Source organism: Noviherbaspirillum autotrophicum (assembly GCF_000818395.1).
Classification (GTDB): Bacteria; Pseudomonadota; Gammaproteobacteria; order Burkholderiales; family Burkholderiaceae_D; genus Noviherbaspirillum; species Noviherbaspirillum autotrophicum.
Genome location: NZ_JWJG01000028.1, coordinates 4,415,804 through 4,441,671 on the forward strand (window position 1 = coordinate 4,415,804; position 25,868 = coordinate 4,441,671).

A 25,868-nucleotide genomic window follows, 5' to 3' on the forward strand; every position below is an offset into this window, starting at 1 on the left:
CAATGAATGCGTCGCGGCAGGACGATCGCTGGCAGTTCTGGATCGACCGCGGCGGCACCTTTACCGACATCGTCGCGCGCCGCCCGGATGGTACGCTGCTGACGCACAAGCTGTTGTCCGAAAATCCGGGCCGCTACGCCGACGCCGCCGTTGCCGGCATCCGGCATCTGCTCGGGCTCGATCCGGCCGCAGCCATCCCCTCCCACCTGGTCGACGCCGTCAAGATGGGCACCACGGTAGCCACCAATGCCCTGCTGGAGCGCAAGGGCGAGCCGACCGTGCTGGTCATTACCCGGGGTTTTCGCGACGCACTGCGCATCGCGTACCAAAACCGCCCGCGCCTGTTTGACCGCCATATCGTGCTGCCCGACCTGCTGTACGAACAGGTGGTGGAAGCCGACGAGCGCATCGGCGCGCAGGGAGACATCGTCGCGCCGCTCGACGAGGCGCAAGTCAGGCGCGACCTCGACGCGATGCATGCGCGGGGTTACCGCGCGGTGGCGGTGGTACTGATGCACGGCTACCGCTTCACCCAGCATGAAGCAGCCATCGAGCGCATTGCGCGGGAGCTCGGCTTCACCCAGATTTCGGTATCGCACGAAGTCAGCCCGCTGATGAAGCTGGTATCGCGTGGGGATACCACGGTCGCCGACGCATACCTGTCGCCCATCCTGCGCCGCTATGTCGACCAGGTCGCGGCACAGATGCACGGCGTCCGCCTGCTGTTCATGCAGAGCAACGGCGGCCTCACCGACGCCCACCGCTTCCAGGGCAAGGATTCGATTCTGTCGGGACCTGCCGGCGGCATCGTCGGTATGGTGCGCACCGCAAGACGCGCCGGCTTCGACAAGATTATCGGATTCGACATGGGCGGCACATCGACCGACGTGTCGCATTACGCCGGCGCATTCGAACGCGAGTTCGACACCCAGGTGGCGGGCGTGCGGCTGCGCGCGCCGATGATGAGCATCCACACCGTCGCCGCCGGCGGCGGCTCGCTGCTGCATTTCGACGGCACGCGCTATCGCGTCGGCCCGAACAGCGCCGGCGCCAATCCCGGCCCGGCCAGTTACCGGCGCGGCGGAAATCTCGCGCTCACCGACGCCAACGTCATGCTCGGGAAAATCCAGCCGGCCTACTTCCCCGCCGTCTTCGGCCCGCAGGGCGACCAGCCGCTCGACCGCGACATCGTCGCGCACAAATTCGCCGAACTGGCCGAGGACATCCATCGCGCGACCGGCAAGCGCAGCACGCCCGAACAGGTGGCCGAAGGATTCATCGACATCGCGGTCGGCAACATGGCCAATGCGATCAAGTTCATCTCGGTGCAGCGCGGACACGACGTCACCGAATACACGCTCAACACCTTCGGCGGCGCCGGCGGCCAACACGCGTGCCTGGTGGCCGATGCGCTCGGCATCACGCGCATCTTCGCCCATCCGCTGGCCGGCGTGCTGTCGGCCTACGGCATGGGGCTGGCGGACCAGACGGCAATGCGCGAACAGACGCTGGAAATCCCGCTGGAGCCATCGGCCATGCCGCTGCTGCAGGAAAAACTGCGGGCGCTGGCCGATCTGGTGCGGGACGATCTCGCTGCGCAGGGCGTGCCGCAGGAACGCATCGGCGTGGTCGAACGCGTGCACCTGCGTTATCAGGGCACCGATTCCGCCATCGTGCTGCCGTTTTCATCGATGCCCGACATGACTGTCCAGTTCGAGTCCGCTTACCGGAAACGCTATGCATTCCTGATGCCGGGAAAAACCCTGGTGATCGAAGCGATTTCCGTCGAAGCCATCGGCGCCTGCGAAGATGCCCCGACTGGCGCAGAGAGCCTGCCGCCGCGCGCGGGCCCGCTGCAGGCAGCGCAAACGGTGCGGCTTTTCTCGGGCGGGCAATGGCATGACGCCGCATTGTATCGGCGCGAAGAGATGCGGCCGGGCGACGTCGTGCGCGGTCCGGCGATCATCGCCGAAATGAACGCAACAACCGTGGCCGAGCCCGGCTGGGCCGCCGAAGTCACTGCATTGAACGACCTGGTCATGACGCGCGTGCATACGCGCCAGAAACGTCAAGCCATCGGCACCGGCGCCGATCCCGTGATGCTGGAAGTATTCAACAACCTCTTCATGAGCATCGCCGAGCAGATGGGCCTGCGGCTGCAGAATACGGCGTTCTCGGTCAATATCAAGGAGCGGCTGGATTTTTCGTGCGCGCTGTTCGACGCGCACGGCAATCTGATCGCCAATGCGCCGCATATTCCGGTGCATCTCGGCTCGATGGGTGAAAGCATCAAGACCGTCATGCGCGCCAACGCCGGCAAGATGCAGCCGGGCGACGTGTACATGCTCAACGATCCGTACCACGGTGGCACCCACCTGCCGGACGTGACGGTGATCACACCAGTGTTCGATGCGGCCGGCAGCCGCATCCTGTTTTACGTCGGCTCGCGCGGCCACCAAGCCGATATCGGCGGCATCACACCGGGTTCGATGCCGCCGGCCAGCACCACGGTCGAGGAAGAAGGCGTGTTGATCGACAATTTCCTGCTGGTGCAAGGCGGGCGCCTGCGCGAGCAGGAAGCCATTGCCCTGCTCTCTTCCGGCAAATACCCCTGCCGTAACATCAGCCAGAACCTGGCCGACTTGCGCGCGCAAATCGCCGCCAACCAGAAAGGCGCGGAGGAATTGCTGAAGATGGTCGGCCACTTCGGGCTGGATGTGGTGCAGGCCTACATGCGGCATGTCCAGGATAACGCCGAAGAAGCGGTACGCCGCGTCATCAGTGCGCTTGCCGACGGCAGCTACGAATACCGGCTCGACAACGGCGCGTGCGTCAAGGTGGCGATCCGCGTCGAACGACGAACGCGCAGCGCCGTCATCGATTTCACCGGCACTTCGGCGCAGCTGGACAACAACTTCAACGCGCCGAGCGCCATCTGCACCGCCGCCGTGCTGTACGTGTTCCGCACGCTGGTCGATGACGACATCCCGCTCAATGCCGGCTGCCTCAAGCCGCTCGACATCATCATCCCGCCAGGCTCGATGCTGAACCCGCGCATGCCGGCGGCGGTCGTATCGGGCAACGTCGAAACGTCGAGCTGCATCACCAATGCGCTGTACGGCGCGCTCGGCATGCTTGCTTCGGCGCCGGGCACGATGAACAACTTCACCTTCGGCAACGAGCGTTACCAGTATTACGAAACCATCGCGGGCGGCTCCGGCGCCGGCGATGGTTTCGACGGCACCGACGTGGTGCAGACGCACATGACCAACTCGCGCCTGACCGATCCGGAAGTGCTCGAATGGCGCTTTCCGGTGCGTCTGGAAAGCTACGCAATCCGGTCAGGTTCGGGCGGCCGCGGGCATTGGCACGGCGGCAACGGCGGCATCCGCAAGATCCGCTTTCTGCAACCGATGACGGCGTCGATTCTCTCCAACAACCGTGTCGTCGCCCCGTTTGGCATGGCCGGTGGCGCAGCGGGGCAATGCGGCAGGAATTATGTGATCCGCGCCGATGGCAGGCAGGAAGAGCTGGGGTTTATCGCCAGTACTGAAATGCAACCTGGCGACGTGTTCGTGATCGAAACGCCAGGCGGCGGCGGTTTTGGCGTGCCCCTAGACAAGCCCATGACAAATGCAGATGGAATGACATTGTAGGACGACTAAAATGGTGCGTACGACTGATTAAGGAGGGCGGGAGACATGAACGACATGATGGATCTGGCTGCGCGCGTCGGTCGCGCCCTTCAGGCAAAAGGCTTGCTGCTGGCCACCGCCGAGTCGTGCACCGGCGGCGGCGTGTCGCAATCGATCACCGAGATCGCCGGCTCGTCGGAATGGTTCGATTGTGGCTTCATTACCTATTCCAACGCCTCCAAGACCGAGCTGCTGGATGTGCCGGCGGCGCTGCTTGCGCAGTTCGGCGCCGTTAGCGAGGAAGTTGCCGCCGCCATGGCGGAAGGCGCGCTAGCTAACAGCAACGCGCATGTCGCCCTGTCGACCACCGGCATCGCCGGTCCCGGCGGCGCGGTGCCCGGCAAGCCGGTCGGCACCGTCTGCTTTGGCTGGTCCATCGAACGCAATAACCACCAGCACACCTTTACCGAACGCCTTGTCTACCAGGGGGACCGCCAGGCGGTGCGCCAGCAGACCATTGCTCACGCCCTGCAAGGCTTGCTGCGCTTCATCGAGCAATACTAAAGCTCCGGCAATATTTCCTGTCAGCCGCGAAAACGGTTGATCGCATCGCGCGTTTCCAGCGCCACCCGGCGCGCAGCCTTGGCGAAATCCTCGCCGGCCTGGGCATCCGGCTTCGCGTACAGGATCGCGCGCGAAGAATTGATCATCATGCCAGTCCCGTTGGCGGTCTTGCCGGCATTGACCGTCGCCTCGATATCGCCGCCCTGCGCGCCGATGCCCGGTACCAGCAGCGGCATGTCGCCGACGATCCTGCGCACCTGCGCCAGCTCGTTCGGGAAGGTTGCTCCAACCACGAGGCCGCATTGGCCATTGGTATTCCACTTGTCCGCCACCAGTTGTGCTACATGCTGGTAGACCGGCTTGCCGCCGGCGTCGAGGAATTGCAAGTCGGAGCCACCCGGGTTCGAGGTGCGGCACAGGATGATCACGCCGCGGTCTTTCCATTCCAGGTAAGGCGCGACCGAGTCGTACCCCATATAGGGATTGACCGTCACCGCGTCGGCACCATAGCGCTCGAACGCTTCGCGCGCATACTGCTCGGCGGTGGCGCCGATATCGCCGCGCTTGGCATCCAGCACGATCGGGATTTGCGGATAGGTGACGCGCAGGTAGGCGCAAATCGCTTCGAGCTGCTCTTCCGCACGCAAGGCGGCGAAATAGGCAATCTGCGGCTTGAAGGCGCAGGCGGTATCAGCCGTCGCGTCGATGATCGCCTTGCAAAACGCAAAGATCGCGTCCGGCTTGCCCTGCAACTGACCGGGAAACTTCGCGATATCCGGGTCCAGGCCGACGCACAGCAGGGAATTGTTTGCCGACCAGGCGGCGGATAGTTTTTTGATGAAAGTCACGGCGAAATCCAGAAATTCCTAACAATGCGCATTGTAACTTGCCGTGCTATCGTGCGAACCTGATATCGACCATGGACATTTTGCATGACATCGCTTTCGCGCAAGGATTGGATTCTGCTTATCCTGCTGACCCTTTGCTGGGGCATCAACTGGCCGGTCATGAAAATCGGCGTGCGCGATTTTCCGCCGGTGAGTTTTCGCACGATAAGCATGATCGGCGGGCTGCCCGTGATCTGGCTCGCAGCGCGCATGCAGGGCGCGTCACTCGCCATTCCGCGCGGCCAGCTGCGCGAAGTCATCAAGCTGGCGATCCCGAACATGCTGGTCTGGCATGTGTTCATCATTCTTGGCGTAAAGATGCTCTCGTCCGGACGCGCCGCCATCCTCGGCTATACGATGCCGGTATGGGCGCTGTTGAGCGGCCTGCTGTTCTTCGGCGACCGTCCGACGCGCGCGGCCTGGTTCGGCATCGGCTGCGCACTGGCCGGTGCCGTGCTGCTGATGTCGAGCGAATTCGCCACCCTTGCCGGCAATCCGCTGGGCAGCATCCTGGCGCTGATTGCCGCCGCTGCCTGGGGTTTCGGCACGGTCTTGCTGAAGCGCTCGTCGATCGTCATGCCGACCATCTCGCTGACGTTCTGGATGTTGAGCCTGGCCGCGATCGCGATGACCCTGGTGTCGGCCGTGTTCGAAAGCGCGCGCTGGCACCTGCCCGACCGCGCCACGCTGCTGGCCATGCTGTACAACGCGGCCATCATTTTCGGCTTTGCCCACACCGTCTGGTTCAAGCTGGCACGCACCTTGCCGCCGATCGCCTCCAGCCTGTCGGTCATGATGATTCCGGTGCTCGGCGTGTTTTCCGGCGCCTGGCTGCTGGGCGAAACGCCGCACTGGCCGGACTATGCGGCGATGGCGCTGATCCTGGTTGCAATGAGCACCGTGCTGTTGAAACCACGTAATCCCCCCATACATAAATGACAGTATTTCCAGACTAATATTTAACAAAGGAAAGCTCATGAAAACCTGGTTCAAATGGCTTGCCATCGCCTGGACCGTGTCGCTGCTCTCTGCCTGCGGCTATAACGAGTTCCAGTCCAAGGATGAAGCGGTCAAGGCGGCGTGGAGCGAAGTGGTGAACCAGTACAAGCGCCGCGCCGACCTGATCCCGAACTTGGTCAATACCGTCAAAGGCTACGCATCGCACGAGCGCGACACGCTGGAAGCGGTGACGCGGGCGCGCGCGGCCGCAACCAGCATCCAGGTCACGCCGGAAGTGCTGAACAATCCGGAAGCGTTCCGCAAGTTCCAGCAGGCGCAGGGCGAACTGTCGTCGGCCTTGTCACGCCTGATGGCGGTATCGGAAAACTATCCGAACCTGAAGGCCGACGCCAGTTTCCGCGACCTGCAGTCGCAGCTGGAAGGCACCGAAAACCGGATTACCGTCGCCCGCCAGCGCTACATCCAGGCGGTGCGCGAATACAACACGCTGGCGCGCAGCTTCCCGACCAACCTGACGGCGATGATGTTCCACTACGAAGTCAAGCCGTCGTTCATGGTGGAAGACGAAAAGGCGATCTCGAATGCGCCAGCGGTAAATTTCGGAAAATAGGCCTGTCATGACCACCCTGCGCATCCTGCTGGGCATGGCCCTGGCGCTGCTGCTGACGGCGGCAAGCGCGCAGGAGTTCGTGCCGGTGCCGCCCCTGAAGACGCGCGTGACCGACCAGGCCGGCATGCTCACTGCGCAGCAGCGCGATGCGCTGGAAAACGTGCTCAAGGAGTACGAAGAGCGCACCGGCAGCCAGATCGCGATCCTGGTGGTGAGCAAGACCGAACCGGAGGCGATCGAGCAGTACGGCATCCGCGTGTTCGACGAGTGGAAACTCGGGCGCAAGGGCGTCGATGACGGCGTGCTGCTGCTGGTCGCGAAAGACAATCCGCCCGCCCTGCGGCGGCTGCGCATCGAAGCCGGACGCGGTGTGCAAGGAGTGCTCACCGATGCGCAGTCCAAGCGCATCCTGCAGGATGTGATAGCACCGCACTTCCGCCAAAACGATTTCTATGGCGGCCTGGTCGCGGGCGTATCCGCCATCAGCGCCCTGCTCGACCAGGAAAAATATCCCGCCCCACAAGGCAAAAACGCCGCACAGGATGAGGAGTCGGATTCCTTCCCGCTGGCGCTGTTTTTCATCTTCATGATCCTGTTCCTGCTGCTGTCGCGGGGCCGCTCGCGCCGTTACATGCATCAGCGCGGCTGGGGCCGCGCCCCCGGCATCATCCTGGGCGGCGGCAGCGGCTATGGCGGCTTCGGAGGCTGGGGCGGCGGATCCGGCGGCTCGCCGGGCGGATTTTCCGGTGGCGGCGGCAGCGCTGACGGCGGTGGCGCATCGGGGGACTGGTAATGAAAATGCTATCGCGCCTGTGGCAGCACCTGAGCACGACCAGCGCGGCGGGCCGGCGCGCCTTCCCGCCTGCGACTCTGAAGGCGATCGATCAGACCATTGCCGACGGGGAAACCCGGCACCGCGCCGAGGTGCGCGTAATCGTGGAACCGGCGCTTAGCCTGCAGGCCGTGCTGCAGCATATGTCTTCGCGCGAACGCGCCCGTGAATTGTTCGCGCACTACCGCATCTGGGACACCGAAGAAAACTGCGGCGTGCTGGTGTACGTGAATCTAGCCGACCACAAGGTCGAGATCGTGGCCGACCGTGGCGTTGGCCGCGCCATTTCCGCGGCCGAGTGGCAGGCGGTGTGCCGCACGATGACGCACGGCTTTGCGCACGGCGTATTCCACGACAGCGTCGTCGCAGCGCTCGATCAGCTCAACCGGCTGCTGCAGGACCGCTATCCCGACGACGGCTCGCGCACCAACGAGCTGGCGAACAAGCCGGTGGTGCTCTGACGCAGTAGCAGGCCGCTAGGGTTTCGCATCCGCGGCCCTCAGCCGGGCAATACGCTCGGCATCGCTCGGATGCGAGCTGAGATAGTCGGCACGCCTGGTGCCTGGAGCAGGCTTGTGCGGACGGCGGCCGACGTCGGGCTGTTCCTCCTCGCCCTCGCCCTCGTCCTCATCTTCATCGTCGTCTTGCTGCGCGCTCGACTGACGGGCATCGGCAGGCTGTGCGCGTTCCCGCTCGTCCGCCATTTTTTCGAACAGGTGCGCCATCGGCGACAACGGCACGCCATTCGCGTGCATCATGTCGATCGCATACTGGTCCGATTCGCGCTCGAAATCGCGCGAGTACTTTTGATCGAGCAAGAACGTCGGCATCGTCGCCAACGCGCTGGACACGTCGCCGATCACCAGGTTGACCGCCATGCCGACGCCGACCGCCTGCAGCAGCCGGCGCAGCGAGTGACGCCGCTGCACGTGGCCGAGTTCATGGCCGAGCACGCCCATGACGGCGGCATCGTCCTGCGCCAGCGTGACCAGTTGATCGGTCAGCACGATCACCCCGTTTGGCAGGGCGAAGGCATTCGGGCCGACCTTGCTGTATCGGAATTCAAGCCGGTATGGCGTCTTTTCCCCGCGCGGCTGGCGCAACGCCGCAAACATCTTGCGCAAGCGCTCCTGTTCCGCCTCGTCCAGCCGGGACGCTTCCATGTAGACGTTGTCGATCACCCGCCACTCGCCGTCGCCGATCTTCTTTTCGATCGAGGCGGGCAAATGCTGCGCGACCGTGTCGGCCGCCCACGGCAATCCCCACTGGTAGCCGGCGACCAGCACCGCCAGAAGCGACACCAGCGACAGCAGCGACAGCGGCCAGTTGCGCTGCCATGCCACTACGCGCGGCTCGCGGTAACCGTTCTTGCGCAACAGCCGGTCCAGGCCGGGATCGCTGCTTTCGACAAAGCCGCCGCCGGGCAGCCGCAAAATGCGCGGTGCATGTTCCAGCGGCTCGGAAACGTCGATCTTGGACAGCCGCACCGAGCGCCGCACCTCGGGCCCGATGATGGCGACGATCCGTTTGTGGATCAGCAGTTCGACCGGCTGCCGGCGCGAACTCTGTCCGTCGAAATAGGTGGCGTTGATCATAAGGCGATGTCGATGTCGAACAGGTCGCCGGCTTCCTGCCCGATGGCGCCGGCATTATCCACCGTCTGGTCAGACAGGAAATCCTCCAGGCTGCCAGAGGGAACCAGTGCCATGCTCTCGATCCGGTAGCGGGCCAGGCGCACCACGGCGAACGGCTTGTACAGGCCGAAGGTCAGGGTGATCAGCATGAGGTTGCTGGCGTGTATCCACAACAGCTTGCGTGCACTGACCTTGCTCTCGAAACGGTGTTCGCCGAGTTCGGTGTGGTTCCATACCAGGTTCTGGATGCGGCTCTCCAGATAGGTACGCACGAACAGGTAGAACGCATAGGCGCTCATCAAGCCGTACAGCAGCTGGAACAGCCAGCCGAAGATCGTGTCGAGCAGGATCTTGTACAGGTCCATGGTGAGGAAGGCGAACACGGCAGCCGGCACCGACCCGAGGAAAAAGAACCCGACCGCCTTGCCATAGATCTTGAAGAAATCGGTCGGGCGCGCGTGGAAAAAGAACGGCGCCTGGCCGAAATCGGTATTGTCGTGCTGGTAGCGCTTGAGCAGGTAATGCGTCAGTGGCACGGTCGCGCCCAGCGCCAGTAGCGGCAGCAGTCCGACGACCAGCAGCGTGCCGAGGCCGGGATTGCGCGAGAACGAGGTGACCAGGCTCCACACGAACACGCCGATAATGGCCAGCACGATCGGAAACAGGATCAGCATGCGGTAGGCCTGCGCGACGGTACCGCGAAAATGGAAGCGCAGCCCGCGATAGCTGGAATTGGCCATCTTGAAGCGGAACGCGCGCGCCAGCAGCCAGGGCATGACGGCTGCCAGGACCAGCACCACCAGCAGCGCGACCGGCTTGGCAACATCGAATGAAATCTTGTATGCGGCCAGCAGCACCAGCGCCAGGATGCGCCCCTTCAGGATCGCCTTCGGGTTGCCGTGGTAGTCGAAAATGGAACTGTCGAGGCGGGTATTGCGATAGAAGTACTGCAGGCGCCTGACCTTGGCCCAGGCGGAATACACACCCAGGGTCAGGATCGTCAGCAGAAGATTGACGACCCAGATGCGGAAGTACTCGGAACCGCTGCCGGTAAAGCTGAACCGCAAGGCCTCGTCCTGCTCCGTGCCAGCCCGGGCCGCGTCACCTCGCGCGGCTGCAGCTGGCGGCCGCAGCGTCGGCTCCGCCCGTCCCGCCGGCGTGCTGCGGGCATAGGCATCGATGGTCGCTTCCGCCATTGATTCCCCCTGTGTGCATTATGGTTATTTGCGGTGCCGGCGCTCGTTTTGTTGTCTTGCCGGGCGGCACATTGTAATCATAATGACCGGAGGGAAACATCACATATTCATGTCTTTGGAGGCATTCATCTATCCATGCTCGTACACCCATTGCAGCAGCATGTCCTGCACCTCCGGACCGCGCATGGCATTCGGATGGTTGATGATGCATACCACCGCGTAGCGCTTGCCGGAGGCAGCCAGCACGTAACCGGCGACGGCCCGCACATCGGTAAGCATGCCGGTCTTGATGTGCGCGTGGCCGGCGACGCCTTGCGCATTGAGTCGCTGGCGCATGGTGCCGTCGTAGCCGACCAGCGGCATCGATGCGATAAATTCCGGCATGGTCGGCGCCTGAAATGCGGCGCCCAGCAAGTTACCCATGGTTGCGGCCGAAATGCGCTCGGAGCGCGACAAACCGGAGCCGTTCTCGATGATGAGTTCGGGCGCGGCGATGCCCTTGCGTGCCATCCAGGTCTTGACGACGGCTGCGCCGCGTTCCTGGCTGGCAGGCAGGTTCAGCTGATGGCTGGCGATGGTCAGCAGCACCTGGCGCGCCATGACATTGTTGCTGTATTTATTGATGTCGCGGATGATCTCCGACAGCGGCGCCGACTCCCACTGCGCGACCAGACGCGCCGACGGCGGCACGTAGCCATCGCGCACCTCGCCCGTGAACGTGCCGCCAAGTTCGGCCCAGAGACGGCGGAACACGAGATTGAAATACTCCGTATGCGTCATCTGGTACGGATGCACATACAGGGTGCGCTCGCCGCACGAGGCTGGATATTCGCCCAGGAAGCGCGCGCCCCGGGCATCGATGACCGGCTGCAGCCTGAGGCGCCAGTCGCCGCACGCGCCATTCGTCAGCCGGGGCGCGACGAGCGGGAACGCATCGACCGGCGGGTCGACCGATACCGCGACCGCTCGGTTTGATTCGACCGGTGCGAAGCGAAAAGTCATCGCCTTGAAGTTGAGCAGCAATGCATCGGGGCCGACGTTGTACGGTTTTAAGGGATCGGCGTCGAATGCCGCCGGGTCGTAGACAATCGGCTCGAACACGCTGCGGTCCAGCAATAGGTTGCCATGGATTTCGCGGATGCCGCGCGCGCGTATCCGGCGCAGGAACAACCAGAAGTTTTCCATCACCAGCTTCGGGTCGCCGCTGCCCTTGATGATCAGGTCGCCATGCAGCACGTCGCCAGACTGCGCGCCATCGGCGAAGGCCAGGGTTTTCCAGGTAAAGGTCGGGCCAAGCAATTCCAGCGCTGCATCGCTGGTGACGAGCTTCATGGTCGACGCCGGGCTGAAGGAGGCGCTGGCATTGGATGCAATGAGCGCCGGGCCATTGGGGCCATTACCGACTTCGCGCACATAGATCCCGGCGGCGGTAATGGGAATTTCGGCGCGCTTGAAGGCATCAGCCAGCGGAACAGGCAACTCCTGCGCCGTTGTACAAGCGGCAAGCATGCACAGGGCGAATAAGAGACATGCTGCTTGGAGTCTTTCCAGAATTCGCATACGATGATTAATATGTCACACGCAATTTAATTGATTATCCCACGCCGACTCCAGAAATCCATGTCCAAATCCTCCATAACCGACCCGTTGGCGCTGGATAACCAGTTCTGCTTCGCACTGTATTCCGCGTCGCTGGCGATGACAAAAACCTACAAGCCGTTTCTCGACAAGCTCGGCCTTACCTATCCGCAATACCTGGTGATGCTGGTTTTGTGGCAGCAGGACGATGTCCTGGTGAAGTCGATCGGCGAAAAGCTGTTCCTCGATTCCGGCACGCTCACGCCGCTGCTCAAGCGACTGGAAGCCTCCTCGCTGATTGCGCGCACGCGCGACGAAGCCGACGAACGCCAGGTCAGAATCACGCTGACCAAGGAAGGCCGCGCCCTCAAGAAGAAAGCGCAATCCATTCCGCACCAAGTGCTATGCGCCAGCGGCCAGCCGCTCGAGGCGCTGGAAAACCTGCGCGCGCAGCTGTCGGCCATCCGCAACGACCTCACCCGCAGCAACGGCAACTGAGCGCCATCCAGCTCATTCCTTTCGCCCGCTAGTTAAATTGCACACAATTTAATTGCGTGATATATTTAATCCGGAAGCACATCATCCGCCCACATCCAAAGGAGAACACCATGCAGATCCTGTACAAGGCACAAGCAACCGCAACCGGCGGCCGTGAAGGCCGCGCCGTCAGCAGCGACAACAAGCTCGACGCCAAACTGAGCACGCCGAAAGAACTTGGCGGCCCGGGCGGCGAAGGCACCAATCCTGAGCAATTGTTCGCTGCCGGCTATTCCGCGTGCTTCCTGTCCGCGCTCAAGTTCGTCGCGATGCATGCCAAGGTTGCACTGCCGGCCGATGCAACCGTCACCGCCGACATTGGCATCGGTCCGAACGGCAATGGCGGCTTCGGCCTTTCCGCTGACCTTCGCGTGAGCATTCCCGGCCTGGATCACGAAGCGGCTCAGTCCCTGGTCAACAAGGCGCACGAAGTCTGCCCCTACTCGAATGCAACGCGCGGCAATATCAATGTCGGCGTAGCGCTGGTCTGATCACCAGCGGCAATCGACGAAGAGGCCTCCGGATGAAAACGGAGGCCTTTTTGTTTGGCGTGCGCCATGCGTAGGCATGAAGCCCATCCTGCATCGACAGAACAACCGCTCTAGAATGGTCGGATCACTTCGTTGACTTCGACAGGACGCCACGATGTCTGCCACTTGCCCGTTCCACCTCGCCTTCCCGGTCCATGACCTGGCCGCCGCGCGCGGCTTTTACCGCGATGTGCTCGGCTGCACCGAAGGCCGCAGCTCCAATGAATGGATCGACTTCGATTTTTACGGCCACCAGATCGTCGCCCACCTGGCGCCCGAGGTGCCCCGCCCTGCGGCTGGAAACTCGGTCGATGGCAAGCATGTTCCGGTGCCGCATTTCGGTGCCGTGCTGCCTATGCAGCAATGGCAGGAGCTGGCCGAGCGCCTGCGCCAACGCGGTGTCGCCTTCGTCATCGAGCCCCACATCCGATTCCAAGGCCAAGTCGGAGAGCAGGCGACCATGTTCTTCTATGATCCAAGCAACAATGCTTTCGAAATCAAGGGTTTCGCCGACCTGAGCCAGCTCTTCGCGAAATAAGTTTTCGCGCACGCCCCGTGCCTTTCAGTCGCCCGGCACGCCTGCACATGCGCGGCTCTCCGCCGGGTCCTTGCATCGCCGACAAGGTTTGCCGATGCCAGATTTGTTAGAGCAAAGACAATCGTTTCGCTCCTTGTCTTGAAAAAAACCTACCCCGCCCATATACTTAGCACTCGTTAGGGGAGAGTGCTAACAACTTCCCTGGCTTTCCGAATTTCTCATCCGCGGCCCTGCCGCAATAAACATAACTTATTGATTATTAAGGAGTTTGTATGAACCTTCGTCCATTGCACGATCGCGTCATCGTCAAGCGCCTCGACCAGGAAACCAAAACTGCGTCCGGCATCGTTCTCCCGGAGGCAGCTGCGGAAAAGCCGGATCAAGGCAAAGTGCTCGCCGTCGGTAACGGCAAGATCCTGGAAGATGGCAAAGTCCGCGCGCTGGACGTGAAAGTCGGCGACGTCGTGCTGTTCGGCAAATATTCTGGCCAGACCGTCAAGGTCGAAGGCGAAGAAGTGCTGGTGATGCGCGAAGAAGACATCATGGCAATCGTCCAGAAGTAATACAGATAGACCTATTTAATAAATAAGGAGTTTCGAACATGGCAGCTAAAGAAGTCGTATTCGGCGATGCCGCTCGTGCCAAGATGGTCGAAGGCGTCAACATTCTCGCCAACGCCGTTAAAGTCACCCTCGGCCCGAAAGGCCGCAACGTTGTGCTGGAGCGTTCCTTCGGCGCCCCGACCGTCACTAAGGACGGCGTTTCGGTCGCTAAAGAGATCGAACTGAAAGACAAGCTGATGAACATGGGCGCGCAGATGGTCAAGGAAGTTGCTTCCAAGACCTCTGACAACGCCGGTGACGGTACCACCACCGCAACCGTGCTGGCCCAGGCAATCGTGCGCGAAGGCATGAAGTACGTTGCCGCCGGCATGAACCCGATGGATCTGAAGCGCGGCATCGACAAGGCAGTGCACACCACCGTCGACGAACTGAAGAAGATCGCCAAGCCCTGCACCACGTCCAAGGAAATCGCCCAAGTCGGCGCGATCTCCGCGAACTCCGACGCTTCCATCGGCGAGCGCATCGCTGAAGCAATGGAAAAGGTTGGCAAGGAAGGCGTGATCACCGTGGAAGACGGCAAGTCCCTGAACGACGAACTCGAAATCGTCGAAGGCATGCAGTTCGACCGCGGCTACCTGTCCCCGTACTTCATCAACAACCCGGACAAGCAAGTTGCCATTCTGGAGAACCCGTTCGTCCTGCTGTTCGACAAGAAGATTTCGAACATCCGCGACCTGCTGCCGGTACTGGAACAAGTTGCCAAGGCAAGCCGTCCGCTCCTGATCATCGCTGAAGACATCGAAGGCGAAGCACTGGCAACCCTGGTGGTCAACAACATCCGCGGCATCCTGAAGACTTGCGCAGTGAAGGCTCCGGGCTTCGGCGACCGTCGCAAGGCCATGCTGGAAGACATCGCCATCCTGACCGGCGGCCAAGTCATCGCTGAAGAAGTCGGCCTGACCCTCGACAAGGCAACCCTGAACGACCTGGGCCAAGCCAAGCGCATCGAAATCGGCAAGGAAAACACCACCCTCATCGACGGCGCAGGCCAGGCTGCTGCGATCGAAGCACGCGTCAAGCAAATCCGCGTGCAGATCGAAGAAGCGACTTCCGACTACGACCGCGAGAAGCTGCAAGAGCGCGTTGCCAAGCTGGCAGGCGGCGTTGCAGTGATCAAGGTTGGCGCTGCAACCGAAGTCGAAATGAAAGAGAAGAAGGCACGTGTCGAAGACGCGCTGCACGCAACCCGTGCCGCCGTTGAAGAAGGCATCGTTCCTGGCGGCGGCGTGGCCCTGCTGCGCGCTCGCGCCAACGTTCAGAGCCTGAAGGGCGACAACCCCGATCAAGATGCTGGCATCAAGATCGTTCTGCGCGCCATGGAAGAGCCTCTGCGCATGATCGTCACCAACGCCGGCGAAGAAGCTTCCGTCGTCGTTAACAAGGTTATCGAAGGCAAGGGTAACTTCGGTTACAACGCTGCCAACGGCACCTACGGCGACATGGTCGAAATGGGCGTGCTGGATCCGGCCAAGGTCACCCGTTCGGCTCTGCAAAACGCAGCGTCGATCGCCGGCCTGATGCTGACCACCGACTGCACCGTTGCCGAGCTGGTCGAAGACAAGCCGGCTGCTCCGATGGGCGGCATGGGCGGCATGGGCGGCATGGGTGGCATGGAAGGCATGATGTAATTTGCCTTTCGCGGTTCCCCGCCATGAAAAAGCCCGCTTCGGCGGGCTTTTTCTTTTCCTGCTTGCCGGCATCTGCCGCCGCTGCAGATAGTGTGATGGGATGTCAAAGGCATGACGACTTGCCTAGAAGCAACAAAAGCGCTAGAGTCGTCAATGCTTGATCAATCACTTTTCGGGAGACAGCAATGAAGAAGATTTTCACGTTTTTTATCGGCGCATGCCTGAGCATTGGCCTCATGGCAACTTCGAACGCGGCGGATAAAGGGACCAAAGAGGAAGCCAAGGCACTCGCCCAAAAGGCCATTGCCTATTACAAGACGCATGGAAAGGACAAGACCTTTGCCGAGGTCAGCAACAAATCGGGACAATTCGTAGACCGCGACATGTATGTGTACATTCTCGATGCTAACGGCATGATGATGGCGCATGGCGCCAACGAAAAGCTTATCGGGAAAGACCTGACGAACTTAAAAGATGCCGATGGGAAGCTTTTTGCGCAAGAGCTTATCGCGCTTACGAAAGCCAAAAAGAGCGGCTGGGTCGACTATAAATGGCCCAATCCCGTCACAAAACAAATCGAATCAAAAACGACGTATCTGGAGCCGGCCGATGGCTACGGATTTGCTGTCGGCGTCTACAAATAATAATGCACACATGCCGCCGCGCAGGCGGCATGGCAACGCTGCCATCCTCGTCAGGCACTCGTTGACCGGCCGGTTAACGAGCGTGCCTTCGGGACAGTCGGTTATGCCTTCCAGCTGGGCACACGCTTTTCGATAAACGCCTGCACACCTTCCAGCGCCGCCTCGTCCATCATGTTGCATGCCATGGTTTGCCCGGCGAGCTGATAGGCGGCCTCCACGCCCATCTCCAACTGCTTGTAGAACAGCTGCTTGCCCATCGCCACCGCGACCGCAGGCTTGGCAAGAATGCTCGACGCCAGCCGGCCAACTTCGGCATCAAGCTCCTCCACAGGCACGACCCGGTTCACCAAGCCACGCTCGCGCGCCGTATCCGCATCGATGAATTCACCGGTCAACAGCATTTCCATCGCCTGCTTGCGTGACACGTTACGCGACAGGCCAACGGAAGGCGTGGCACAAAACAAGCCATAATTCACGCCGGATACGGCAAACTTCGCATCGCGCGCCGCCACGGCCAAGTCGCACATTGCCACCAGCTGGCAACCGGCTGCCGTCGCAATGCCCTGCACGCGCGCGATCACCGGCTGCGGCATGTGCTGAATCGTCAGCATCATCTTGCTGCACTGATTGAACAGTTTTCTGTAATACGCATGCGAAGGCTGGGCGCGCATCTGCTTCAGGTCGTGCCCGGCGCAAAACGCCTTGCCGGCAGCTGCCAGCACCACGACGCGCACGCTGTCGTCGGCCTTGATGGCGTCGAGTTCGGACTGCAATGCCACCAGCATTTCTTCCGACAACGGATTGAACTTGTCGCCGCGGTTGAGCGTGAGCGTGGCCACGCCTGCGGCGCGCGAAGACAGCACGTAAGGCGGCTCAGCGGTCGTCATCTTCCCCCTCCTCCGGTTGTTCGCCCAGGCTGGGCGGCGGCTGGTAAGTCGCCAGCAACTGTTCCCGGCTGCCCGGCGTTTCCAGGCTGATGCGGCCCAAGGCGCCGCTGCGGTAATCCTGCAGCAACGTATGCGCCGCCTTTTCAAAATCCAGATCACCGCCCTTGAGGCGGAATGCACGACGCTTTGCGATACCTTCAATCACAGAAACGCCGTCGATCCCTTCAGTCGGAAACGCGTAGCGCGCAGTCAGCAGTTGCGGATAGCGAACAAGCAGCAAGTCCGCGAGAAAGGTCGCGACCTCTTCCTCGATGACGGCATTGACGCCGACCGCATGGCTGGCGGCCAGCATCAGGCCATCGGTGGGATGCTCGATCTTCGGCCAAAGCATGCCGGGCGTGTCGACCAGCACCATGTTATTGCCGAGATAAAGGCGCTGCTGCGTCTTGGTCACTGCCGGCTCGTCACCGACGGCGGCCACGCGTTTCTTGAGCAAGGCATTCATCAATGTCGATTTGCCGACATTCGGAATACCCATGATCATCATGCGCAAGGGCTTGAGCGCGGTGCCGCGATGCGGTGCCAGCTTCATGGCGAGCTGCGGTACCTTGGCAACGTCGGCCGGCTTCTTGCAGCTCAGCGCGACTGCGGTCATACCTTTCTGTGCGTTGTAAAACTCGATCCACGCCTTGGTGGCGGCCGGGTCGGCCAGGTCGGCCTTGTTGAGAATTTTCAGGCAGGGGCGCTGGCGAAATTTGCGCAACTGCTCAATCATCGGATTGGTGCTGGCCTGCGGCAGGCGCGCATCGACCACTTCGATGACCAGGTCGGTCTTTTCCATGGACTCCGCCGCTTTCTTGCGGGCGGCGTTCATGTGACCGGGGAACCATTGTATGGACATGCGGGAATTTCTTGGGAAGGGGCAATTCGCTATTTTACCCGCTGACTGCCCGTCAATCGACTCCAGCCAATACCCTCAAGTGCGCAACGACGCTGCGCCCGAGGGCCGACAGGGCGTATCCGCCTTCCAGGCAGCTGACGATCCGCCCTTGCGCATGCTCCTGCGCAACCGCCATCACTTGGTGCGTGATCCATGCATAGTCCGCTTCCACCAGGCCCATCTGGCCGAGGTCGTCTTCGCGATGGGCATCGAAGCCGGCCGAGATAAAAATCATCTCGGGCCGATGCTTGTGCAGCGCGGGCAGCCATTGCTCACTGATCAACTGGCGCACCACCTCGCCGGTGGTGTAAGCCGGAACCGGCACATTCACCATATTGTCGGCCGGACGCAATTCGCTGTATGGATAAAATGGATGCTGGAAGAAACTCACCATCAGCACGCGCGGATCGTTGCGAAAAATCTCTTCGCTGCCGTTACCATGATGAACATCGAAATCGACAATTGCCACGCGTTTCAGGCCGCGCACCTCCATCGCATGCTTGGCGGCGATCGCAACGTTACCAAACAGGCAAAATCCCATCGCTTCTCCCGGCAGCGCATGGTGCCCCGGGGGGCGGATGGCGCAAAACGCGTTTTCGATTTCGCCCGCGATCACCGCATCGGTTGCCGCCACCGCCGCGCCCGCCGCCCTGAGCGCAGCCTTCCAGCTATGCGTATTCAGTATGGTGTCCGGGTCCAGCGGATAATATTCGGATGCGCCCAGCGACGCGGCACTGTCGCGCACACGAGCGATCGCCGCCGGCGTATGGACGCGTTCAATATCGGCAAGATCGACCACCGGCGCTTCGCGGTGCTCCAGCAGGATGCCGATCTGGCTGGCGATCAGCTGGTCTTCGATCGCCTGCAGGCGATCGGGACATTCCGGATGCCAGTGCCCCATTTCATGGCGCTTGCAATCGGGATGGGTGTAAATGGCGGTGGTCATGGAACGATGTACCGTGATGTTCTCGAATAGAATCTGAGGTTCGTTCCGCGTCCTGCGACGCGGAAGACGGGATGTGTTAATAGTGTAGTCAAGAAAATGATGTAATACAGGTATACCTTAATTTGCAGCGTTTGCGCGCGCTCAATCAGGAATAAGAAGACTGTTCGTCCATTCCACTCACTCCGGAAAATTCATGTTCGCCAAAGTCCACGCCGTTGCCCAGCAAGTCAGCCAGATCGTCGTCGGAAAGGAACTGCAGATCCGCCAGTCGCTGGTTTGCCTGCTGGCTGGCGGCCACTTGCTGATCGAGGACGTGCCGGGCGTGGGCAAAACCACCCTCGCGCATGCGCTCGCGATCTCGCTCGGGCTGAAGTTCAACCGGCTGCAATTCACCAGCGACCTGTTGCCGGCGGACGTGATCGGCGTCTCGATTTTCGACCGGGAGAAAAACGGCTTTGTGTTCCACCCCGGCCCGGTCTTCACCCAAGTGCTGCTGGCCGACGAGATCAATCGCGCCACACCCAAGACCCAGTCCGCGCTGCTGGAAGCAATGGAAGAGCGGCAAGTCACGGCCGATGGCGTCACCCGCGAATTGCCGCGACCGTATTTCGTGATCGCAACGCAGAACCCGACGCATCAGATCGGCACTTTCCAGTTGCCGGAATCGCAGCTCGACCGCTTCCTGATGTGCCTGTCGCTCGGCTACCCGGATGCCGCCGCCGAACGCGCCTTGCTGATGGGCGAAGACCGGCGCACGATGCTCAAGTCGCTGCCGACCGCCATGCATCCGGAAGAACTGCTGGCGGCGCAGGCCGCGTTGAAGGAGATCCACGCTTCGCCGGCGCTGATCGACTACATCCAGGCGCTGGCGCAGGCCTCGCGCCGCAGCGGCTTGTTTGCCGAAGGACTGAGTCCGCGCGCGACCATTGCGCTGCTGTACGCAGCGCGTGCCTGGGCCGCGCTGGAAGGCCGCAACCATGTCATTCCGGAAGACGTGCAGGCGGTGCTGGTGCCTGTTGCAGCGCATCGCCTGCGCCCGCTGAAAGCCGGGGGCAGCACCGCGCTGGGGAGCCGCGACCTGGTGCTGCAGCTGATGAAATCGGTTCCGGTATAGATGATGCTCAGCGCGCTGGAACACAGCCTTCGCAAACGCGCCAGCAAGTGGCTGTTCCGCTTGCGCGGCGCCGAGCCGGGCGAGGTTTTCCTGAAACAGCGGCGCGTATTCATCATGCCGACCCACCCGGGCATGATCTTTTGCGTGATGCTGCTCGCACTGTTCATCGCCTCGGTCAATTACAACCTGAGCCTGGGCTTTGGGTTCACCTTCCTGGTTGCCGGATGCGCGCTGGTCGATATGTACCTGACCTTCCGCAATCTGGCGCACCTGCACCTGATAGCGGGACGCGCCAAGCCGGTGTTCGCCGGCGAACATGCCCAGTTTGAACTGCACCTGATCAACCGCTGCAACTACGACCGCTATGCGATCTGGCTCGACTTTGCGGCCGACGACCGGCCGGAACTGGCGCAGGCAGCGGACATCGCTGCCCATGCCTCACGCGCCGTCGTCCTGGCTACGCCGGCACGCGTGCGCGGCTGGCTGCCGGCCCCGCGCGTGCGCCTGCAGACCCGTTTCCCGCTCGGCTTGCTGCGCGCCTGGAGCTACTGGCAGCCCGACGCGCAAGCCCTGGTCTATCCGCGCCCGGAAGACGACGCGCCGCCACTGCCGCAAGCCGGCGTGGAAAACGGTAGCGGCCCGGCGGCGGCCGGCCAGGATGATTTTGCCGGGATTCGCGGCTATCAGGCAGGCGACTCGCCGCAGCGATTGGCATGGCGCCACATCGCAAAGGTCGATATCACGCTTGGCGGCCCGCTCGTCACCAAGCATTTCGAAGGCGGCACCGCGACCGAAATCGTGATCGATTTCTCTGCCCTGCCGCGCGGCCTTGACCTCGAAACCCGGCTGTCGCGCATGACGCGCTGGGTCATCGAGGCCGAAGCGCGCGGCCTACCTTACGCGTTTCGGCTGGGTGACGTCAGTTTTCCCGCCGCCCTCGGCCCGGCACACCAGGATGCCTGCCTGTGCGCGTTGGCGTTGTTTCAAACGGCTTGAGCGGCATGCGCCCCGTGCCCGCTTTCCAATCGCTGCGGCAGCGCGCCTCGCGCCCCTTATCACGCCCGCTGTCACGGGACAAGGCCGACACGCTGTTGCTGCTGTTTTCCTGCGGCCTGGTGCTGCTGCTGCACGTCGGCCATTTGCCGGCATGGGTCTTTCCATCCTGTGCCGCCATCCTGTCATGGCGCGGCTGGATCACATTCCGCGGCAACCGCATGCCGCCGCGCTGGATGTTGCTGGCGGTCGCGCTGCTGGCCATGGGCGGCGTGTTTGCCAGTTACCGCACCTGGTTCGGGCGCGATGCGGGCGTGGCGATGCTGGCGCTGCTGCTCACGCTGAAGCTGCTCGAAATGCACGCCAAGCGCGACCTGTTCGTGGCGCTGTTCCTGAGCTTTTTCCTGATCCTGGCCGGCTATTTCTATTCGCAATCGATCGGCACCGCGCTGGTGACCATCATCGCGGTGATGGCGATCCTGACCACGCAATTGTCTTTCCAATACACCGGCACGGTGCCACCGCTTGCGCAGCGCCTGCGCCTGGGCGCGAAAATCCTGCTGCTGTCTGCGCCGCTGATGCTGGCGTTGTTCGTGCTATTCCCGCGCATTCAGGGGCCGTTATGGGGCATGCCGGACGATGCGCAAGCGGGCCGCAGCGGCCTGTCCGACACCATGTCGCCAGGGAATATCGCCCGGCTCGCGCTGTCGGACGAGATTGCGTTCCGCGTCAGGTTCTTCGATCCGGTACCGGCGAAATCGCAGCTGTACTGGCGCGGCATCGTGCTCGGCAGGTATGACGGACGCACCTGGTCGCCGCCTGTGCGCCCTGTTGCCGGCCAGGTCATCATCAATACGCGAGGCGCACCGACCCGCTATCAGGTGACGCTGGAGCCGCATGGCCGACGCTGGCTGTTCGCACTGGAAGTGCCGCGCGCCCTGCCTGTCCTTGCTGGCAATCCCGCCTTCGTGACGCCCGACTTGCAACTTTTGTCATCGCAGGCGATTAACGAAAGGGTGCGCTACGATGCGACGTCGTTTGTCGATTTCGACCTGCAACCGAATGCCCCGCCTGCGGTCTTACCGCAGTGGCTGGAGCTGCCGCCCGGCTTCAATCCGCGCACGCAGGCGTTCGCCGCGCGCCTGCGTAGTCAAGCCAACAACAATGAAGACGTCATACATGCCGCGCTGCGCTTCTTCCGCGACCAAGGTTTTCGCTATACGCTGGAACCGCCACCGCTGGGCAGGCATGCCGTCGATGAATTCCTGTTCTCGACCCGGGCCGGATTCTGCGAACACTATTCTGGAGCCTTCGTCGTACTCATGCGCGCATCGGGCATTCCGGCGCGCGTGGTGACCGGCTATCAGGGCGGCGAAATCAATCCGGCCGACGGCTTTTTGACGGTGCGCCAGTCGGACGCGCATGCGTGGGCGGAAGTCTGGCTCGACAGGCGCGGCTGGGTGCGCGTCGATCCGACCGCCGCAGTCTCCCCAGGGCGGGTCGAACAGAACCTCGCCAGCGTCATCCCGCGCCGCGCGTTCGGCGGCCTGATCACGCTGGACGGCAGCCGCAGCGCGTGGATCGCGCAACTGCAGCGGCTGCGCCAGAACTGGGAAGCGGTCACCAATGCATGGAACCAGTGGGTGCTGAACTACACGCCGGAAAAACAAAGGAATTTTTTCAGGGCGCTCGGCTTCGACAAGGTCGATTGGCGTACCATGGCGATCGTCATGCTGGCAGTCGGCGCCGCCGTGATGGCGTCCATCCTGCTGCCGTTGCTGGCGGGCCGGCCAAAGCGCGATCCGATCGACGCGATCTACCAGTCGTTATGCAGGCGAATGGCGAACCTGGGCTTCCCGCGCGCACCGCATGAAGGGCCACGCGCTTACGGCGCGCGACTGACCGCACCTGACGCGCCGCTGCCTGCGGCAACGAAAGCGGCGATCGGGCGCTTTCTGGCGCTGTATGAAACGGTCCGGTATGGCGCGCCGGAGAAAGCACCGCTATCCTACCTCTCTCAATTGAAAACCCTGTTAGCTGAATGTCGATGATTTTTTTGAAGCACGCCAGCCGTTGCGCAGTTCTCTCCTCGCTGCTGGCCGCAGTTGCAGTGCACGCCAATCCGCATCCCAAGCAAGCCGCCGGCAAGCTCCCTGCCAAATCCGCAGCCAAGGCCGCGATCCGCAAGGTCGCTGCCGCGCCCGATGACCTTGGCGAATTCGCCAACTTCACGCAATGGAAGGAAGTGTCGGAGTTCATCGACCAGATGATCGACCAGCATGGATTCGAGCGCGCCGAACTGGAAGCAATTTTCCGCAAGGCGCGCTATGTCGACACCACCATTCAGCTGATCAAGCCGGCGCCGCCGGGACGTCCCAAGAACTGGCACGCGTATCGCGAGCGCTTCGTCGAACCGGTGCGCATCAACGCCGGCGTCGCCTTCTGGAACGCCAATGCCGAGGCACTGGCGCGCGCCGAAGAGCAATACGGCGTTCCGGCCGAAATCATCGTCGGCATCATCGGCGTCGAAACGATCTATGGCCGCAATACCGGCAACTTCCGCGTGCTCGACGCACTGACCACGCTGTCCTTCGATTATCCCGATACGCCGAATCGCGTATCGCGCATGAAATTCTTCCGCGGTGAACTGGAAAACACGCTGCTGTTTGCGCGCGAGTCGGGAATCGATCCATTCACCCTGCTGGGCTCGTACGCCGGCGCGATCGGCTGGCCGCAGTTCATGCCGGGCAGCATACGCAAGTACGCCGTGGATTTCGACGGCGACGGGAGGATCGATTTGCGTAATTCGCCTGTCGACGCCATCGGCAGCGTCGCGCACTTCCTGGCAGAACACGGCTGGCAGCGCGGCGAGCCGATCGTATTCCCGGCCTCCGTCTCGAATGCGGAAAGCGGCCGCTCATGGGACATCTTCATCGGGCAGGGGTTGGAAGCCAAGTTCAAGCTCGACGAGCTGAAGGCGTCCGGCGTGGCGCCGGGTGTCGAGCCGCCGGCCGATATGCAGTTCGGCTTAGTCGACCTGCAAAACGGCGGCGAGCCGACCGAATACTGGCTCGGCTCGGCCAATTTCTTCGCCATCACGCGGTACAACCGCAGCTTCTTCTACGCGATGTCGGTGGTCGACCTGGGTCGCGCAGTACGCAACGCGCGCGGAAGTTAGCACAGACCGTGTGTGTTCACCCATAAGTTGGGATTTTTAACGCATAAAGTGGGATTCGACACCCCATAAGATGGGATTTACAACCTCATAAGATGGGATTTACAACCTCATAAGGTGGGACTAAACAACCGCATAAGATGGGATATTCTTATCATTGCATGATCGAGGGGCCTATCTGGGCCTTTTTTGGTGCTCAGCCTCATGTCGTAGATGGACCAATCCTTTAAAATTACTGTCTACCAAGAAATAAATGCATTTTTAGATAGTGCATCGCCCGGTGAGTCATTTCCTGCGGGAATCTTTGGCGTATTTCTGGCTACCAACAGTTGCAGATATGCCACATACCCTACCCGATACTCGATTCCGCTACGGGAATCGTAATACCGCCAAGTAGGTAGGGTCTAGAAGGTTGAAAGGCGACTTCCGGTTAGCCCTTACGACGCAGAGTGAACTGCCGTGGACGAGGGAAACCCGCGAAGCTACTGGGACTGCCGAAACCTGTGCTCCAGGACCTTAAACGCACAGGGTATTTTCTCGGCCCCCAAACGCCGTCTATCGCCACCGGCTACACTGAACAAGAAGTCTGCAATTTTTCAGAGCGTCTGCTGCAGCGGACGCTACTGGTCGAAGATATCGCTCCCTCTTCGCCCAATGCCATGGCCTTCACGGACATCATGCGCCACCTGAAGTTCGGATCCGACCGGAGCAAGGCACAGTTTGTGAAGGACTACCTTGACGGAAAAATTAAGGCGCTTGGAAGATGGGGCGATTCAATCGACAGTATTTTCTTTAGCCTTCAAGAGGCGCACGATTTCGCTTGGCGATGCCGTCTGAACGCCTCACGCCAGGACTACTGCTCTCTTGCCGATGCCGCACGATTAATCGGTTGTGATGCGAAGGCTGTTCCGGGTCTTGTTAAGGTTGGATTATTGCGGTCGAAGCCAAAGCAAAAGACGTACATCTGCCGAAAATCTATCTGTGAGTTTTCCGAAAGCTGGGTTGCTCTTTGTAGCATTGCGCAGTCAGTTTCGACAACATCCAAGCGCTTGGAGAAGCTGGCGGATCAGGCAAACATTGAGCGCTTAGTCATTGCGCCCGTCTATCAAAACGCGGAGCCGTCATCATTCATCAGGAAGGAGGACCAAGACCGTCTGCTTGCGGAACATAAGGCGCATCCAGCACGGAAACGACGTGCGACACTGATTAAGCTGATGGCGGACGGTTTATCCTAGAGAACGTAGACAAGAGCCTATCGCTGCCTTCATCGTTCATGTAGGCCTGAGTAACGAAGATGTGCGGCGGCTAGCGACTCTGCCTGAGAACTACATGTTTTAGTGTGTGCATAGGCAGAAAAGTGCCAATAACAGACATTAAACTGCCACTCAAACTGCTGAGATGAGCTTGACCACAACTG

The 25,868-nt window shown here is 61.5% G+C and carries 24 protein-coding genes; 17 read left to right on the forward strand and 7 right to left on the reverse strand.

Features of this window, described 5'->3' with window-relative positions:
• Positions 1–2: 2 nt before the first annotated feature.
• Together TSA66_RS21735 and TSA66_RS21740 are read left to right on the forward strand one after the other, a co-directional pair.
• Positions 3–3,656 carry a hydantoinase B/oxoprolinase family protein gene (locus TSA66_RS21735; protein WP_052452509.1) on the forward strand — a complete coding sequence of 1,218 codons (3,654 nt, stop codon included), beginning with the start codon at positions 3–5 and terminating at the stop codon, positions 3,654–3,656.
• A gap of 45 nt (positions 3,657–3,701) precedes the next feature.
• Positions 3,702–4,199: a CinA family protein gene (locus TSA66_RS21740; protein ID WP_040041495.1), complete on the forward strand. Its 498-nt coding sequence runs from the start codon at positions 3,702–3,704 to the stop codon at positions 4,197–4,199.
• A gap of 20 nt (positions 4,200–4,219) precedes the next feature.
• Here TSA66_RS21740 and pyrF read toward each other — a convergent pair whose 3' ends face one another.
• Entirely contained in the window at positions 4,220–5,047 is an 828-nt protein-coding gene (gene pyrF / locus TSA66_RS21745; protein ID WP_040041496.1) for an orotidine-5'-phosphate decarboxylase, read from the reverse strand.
• 84 nt (positions 5,048–5,131) lie between these two features.
• On the opposite strand from pyrF, the gene TSA66_RS21750 reads away from it, so the two are divergent.
• The 4 genes from TSA66_RS21750 to TSA66_RS21765 are packed head-to-tail and all read left to right on the forward strand — an operon-like array spanning position 5,132 to position 7,949.
• Positions 5,132–6,025, forward strand: coding sequence for a DMT family transporter (locus TSA66_RS21750; protein ID WP_040041497.1), 894 nt, complete (start codon positions 5,132–5,134; stop codon positions 6,023–6,025).
• 37 nt (positions 6,026–6,062) lie between these two features.
• Positions 6,063–6,656 carry a LemA family protein gene (locus tag TSA66_RS21755; RefSeq protein WP_040041498.1) on the forward strand — a complete coding sequence of 198 codons (594 nt, stop codon included), beginning with the start codon at positions 6,063–6,065 and terminating at the stop codon, positions 6,654–6,656.
• 7 nt (positions 6,657–6,663) lie between these two features.
• Positions 6,664–7,449 carry a TPM domain-containing protein gene (locus TSA66_RS21760; protein WP_040041499.1) on the forward strand — a complete coding sequence of 262 codons (786 nt, stop codon included), beginning with the start codon at positions 6,664–6,666 and terminating at the stop codon, positions 7,447–7,449.
• Complete coding sequence (locus TSA66_RS21765) at positions 7,449–7,949, forward strand: TPM domain-containing protein (protein ID WP_040041500.1); 501 nt, start codon at positions 7,449–7,451, stop codon at positions 7,947–7,949. The genes TSA66_RS21760 and TSA66_RS21765 overlap by 1 nt, the downstream gene beginning before the upstream one ends.
• Positions 7,950–7,964: 15 nt before the next feature.
• On the opposite strand, the gene TSA66_RS21770 is transcribed toward TSA66_RS21765, so the two are convergent.
• From TSA66_RS21770 to dacB, 3 genes are all read right to left on the reverse strand, one after another.
• The gene (locus tag TSA66_RS21770; protein WP_052452510.1) at positions 7,965–9,083 is read right to left on the reverse strand and encodes a M48 family metallopeptidase; all 1,119 of its coding nucleotides are present in this window, start codon (positions 9,081–9,083) and stop codon (positions 7,965–7,967) included.
• Positions 9,080–10,318, reverse strand: a complete 1,239-nt coding sequence (locus TSA66_RS21775) for a YjgN family protein (protein ID WP_052452511.1) — start codon at positions 10,316–10,318, stop codon at positions 9,080–9,082. The genes TSA66_RS21770 and TSA66_RS21775 overlap by 4 nt, the downstream gene beginning before the upstream one ends.
• Before the next feature lie 129 nt (positions 10,319–10,447).
• Positions 10,448–11,797, reverse strand: a complete 1,350-nt coding sequence (gene dacB, locus TSA66_RS21780; RefSeq protein WP_332309951.1) for a D-alanyl-D-alanine carboxypeptidase/D-alanyl-D-alanine endopeptidase — start codon at positions 11,795–11,797, stop codon at positions 10,448–10,450.
• Positions 11,798–11,938: 141 nt separating this feature from the next.
• Here dacB and TSA66_RS21785 point away from each other — a divergent pair, with 141 nt between their 5' ends.
• The 6 genes from TSA66_RS21785 (at position 11,939) to TSA66_RS21810 (ending at position 16,396) form a co-directional block, all read left to right on the forward strand.
• Entirely contained in the window at positions 11,939–12,394 is a 456-nt protein-coding gene (locus tag TSA66_RS21785) for a MarR family winged helix-turn-helix transcriptional regulator (protein WP_040041502.1), read from the forward strand.
• A gap of 110 nt (positions 12,395–12,504) precedes the next feature.
• Positions 12,505–12,924, forward strand: a complete 420-nt coding sequence (locus TSA66_RS21790) for an organic hydroperoxide resistance protein (protein WP_040041503.1) — start codon at positions 12,505–12,507, stop codon at positions 12,922–12,924.
• Positions 12,925–13,078: 154 nt separating this feature from the next.
• Complete coding sequence (locus TSA66_RS21795) at positions 13,079–13,501, forward strand: VOC family protein (RefSeq protein ID WP_040041504.1); 423 nt, start codon at positions 13,079–13,081, stop codon at positions 13,499–13,501.
• A gap of 272 nt (positions 13,502–13,773) precedes the next feature.
• Positions 13,774–14,064, forward strand: coding sequence for a co-chaperone GroES (gene groES / locus TSA66_RS21800; protein WP_040041505.1), 291 nt, complete (start codon positions 13,774–13,776; stop codon positions 14,062–14,064).
• Between the two features lie 38 nt (positions 14,065–14,102).
• Positions 14,103–15,752 (forward strand): chaperonin GroEL, encoded by a 1,650-nt coding sequence (gene groL, locus TSA66_RS21805; RefSeq protein WP_040041506.1) that lies wholly within the window; start codon positions 14,103–14,105, stop codon positions 15,750–15,752.
• A 185-nt stretch (positions 15,753–15,937) separates the two neighbouring features.
• Positions 15,938–16,396 (forward strand): cache domain-containing protein, encoded by a 459-nt coding sequence (locus tag TSA66_RS21810; protein WP_052452512.1) that lies wholly within the window; start codon positions 15,938–15,940, stop codon positions 16,394–16,396.
• Between the two features lie 101 nt (positions 16,397–16,497).
• On the opposite strand, the gene TSA66_RS21815 is transcribed toward TSA66_RS21810, so the two are convergent.
• The 3 genes from TSA66_RS21815 to TSA66_RS21825 are packed head-to-tail and all read right to left on the reverse strand — an operon-like array spanning position 16,498 to position 19,169.
• The gene (locus TSA66_RS21815) at positions 16,498–17,283 is read right to left on the reverse strand and encodes an enoyl-CoA hydratase (RefSeq protein WP_040041507.1); all 786 of its coding nucleotides are present in this window, start codon (positions 17,281–17,283) and stop codon (positions 16,498–16,500) included.
• Positions 17,270–18,184 carry a ribosome biogenesis GTPase YlqF gene (ylqF, locus tag TSA66_RS21820; RefSeq protein ID WP_084199809.1) on the reverse strand — a complete coding sequence of 305 codons (915 nt, stop codon included), beginning with the start codon at positions 18,182–18,184 and terminating at the stop codon, positions 17,270–17,272. The genes TSA66_RS21815 and ylqF overlap by 14 nt, the downstream gene beginning before the upstream one ends.
• A gap of 52 nt (positions 18,185–18,236) precedes the next feature.
• On the reverse strand, positions 18,237–19,169 hold the full coding sequence (locus TSA66_RS21825) for a histone deacetylase family protein (protein WP_040041509.1): 933 nt from the start codon (positions 19,167–19,169) through the stop codon (positions 18,237–18,239).
• A gap of 193 nt (positions 19,170–19,362) precedes the next feature.
• On the opposite strand from TSA66_RS21825, the gene TSA66_RS21830 reads away from it, so the two are divergent.
• The 5 genes from TSA66_RS21830 (at position 19,363) to TSA66_RS21850 (ending at position 25,686) form a co-directional block, all read left to right on the forward strand.
• Positions 19,363–20,283, forward strand: coding sequence for an AAA family ATPase (locus tag TSA66_RS21830; protein ID WP_040041510.1), 921 nt, complete (start codon positions 19,363–19,365; stop codon positions 20,281–20,283).
• 3 nt (positions 20,284–20,286) lie between these two features.
• Positions 20,287–21,279, forward strand: a complete 993-nt coding sequence (locus TSA66_RS21835; RefSeq protein ID WP_040042860.1) for a DUF58 domain-containing protein — start codon at positions 20,287–20,289, stop codon at positions 21,277–21,279.
• Positions 21,280–21,284: 5 nt separating this feature from the next.
• A complete protein-coding gene (locus TSA66_RS21840) occupies positions 21,285–23,327 on the forward strand; it encodes a transglutaminase TgpA family protein (protein WP_052452692.1) in 2,043 nt (680 codons plus the stop codon).
• Positions 23,318–24,454, forward strand: coding sequence for a lytic murein transglycosylase B (gene mltB / locus TSA66_RS21845; RefSeq protein ID WP_040041511.1), 1,137 nt, complete (start codon positions 23,318–23,320; stop codon positions 24,452–24,454). The genes TSA66_RS21840 and mltB overlap by 10 nt, the downstream gene beginning before the upstream one ends.
• A 500-nt stretch (positions 24,455–24,954) precedes the next feature.
• Entirely contained in the window at positions 24,955–25,686 is a 732-nt protein-coding gene (locus TSA66_RS21850; protein ID WP_040041512.1) for a hypothetical protein, read from the forward strand.
• Positions 25,687–25,868 lie beyond the last annotated feature (182 nt).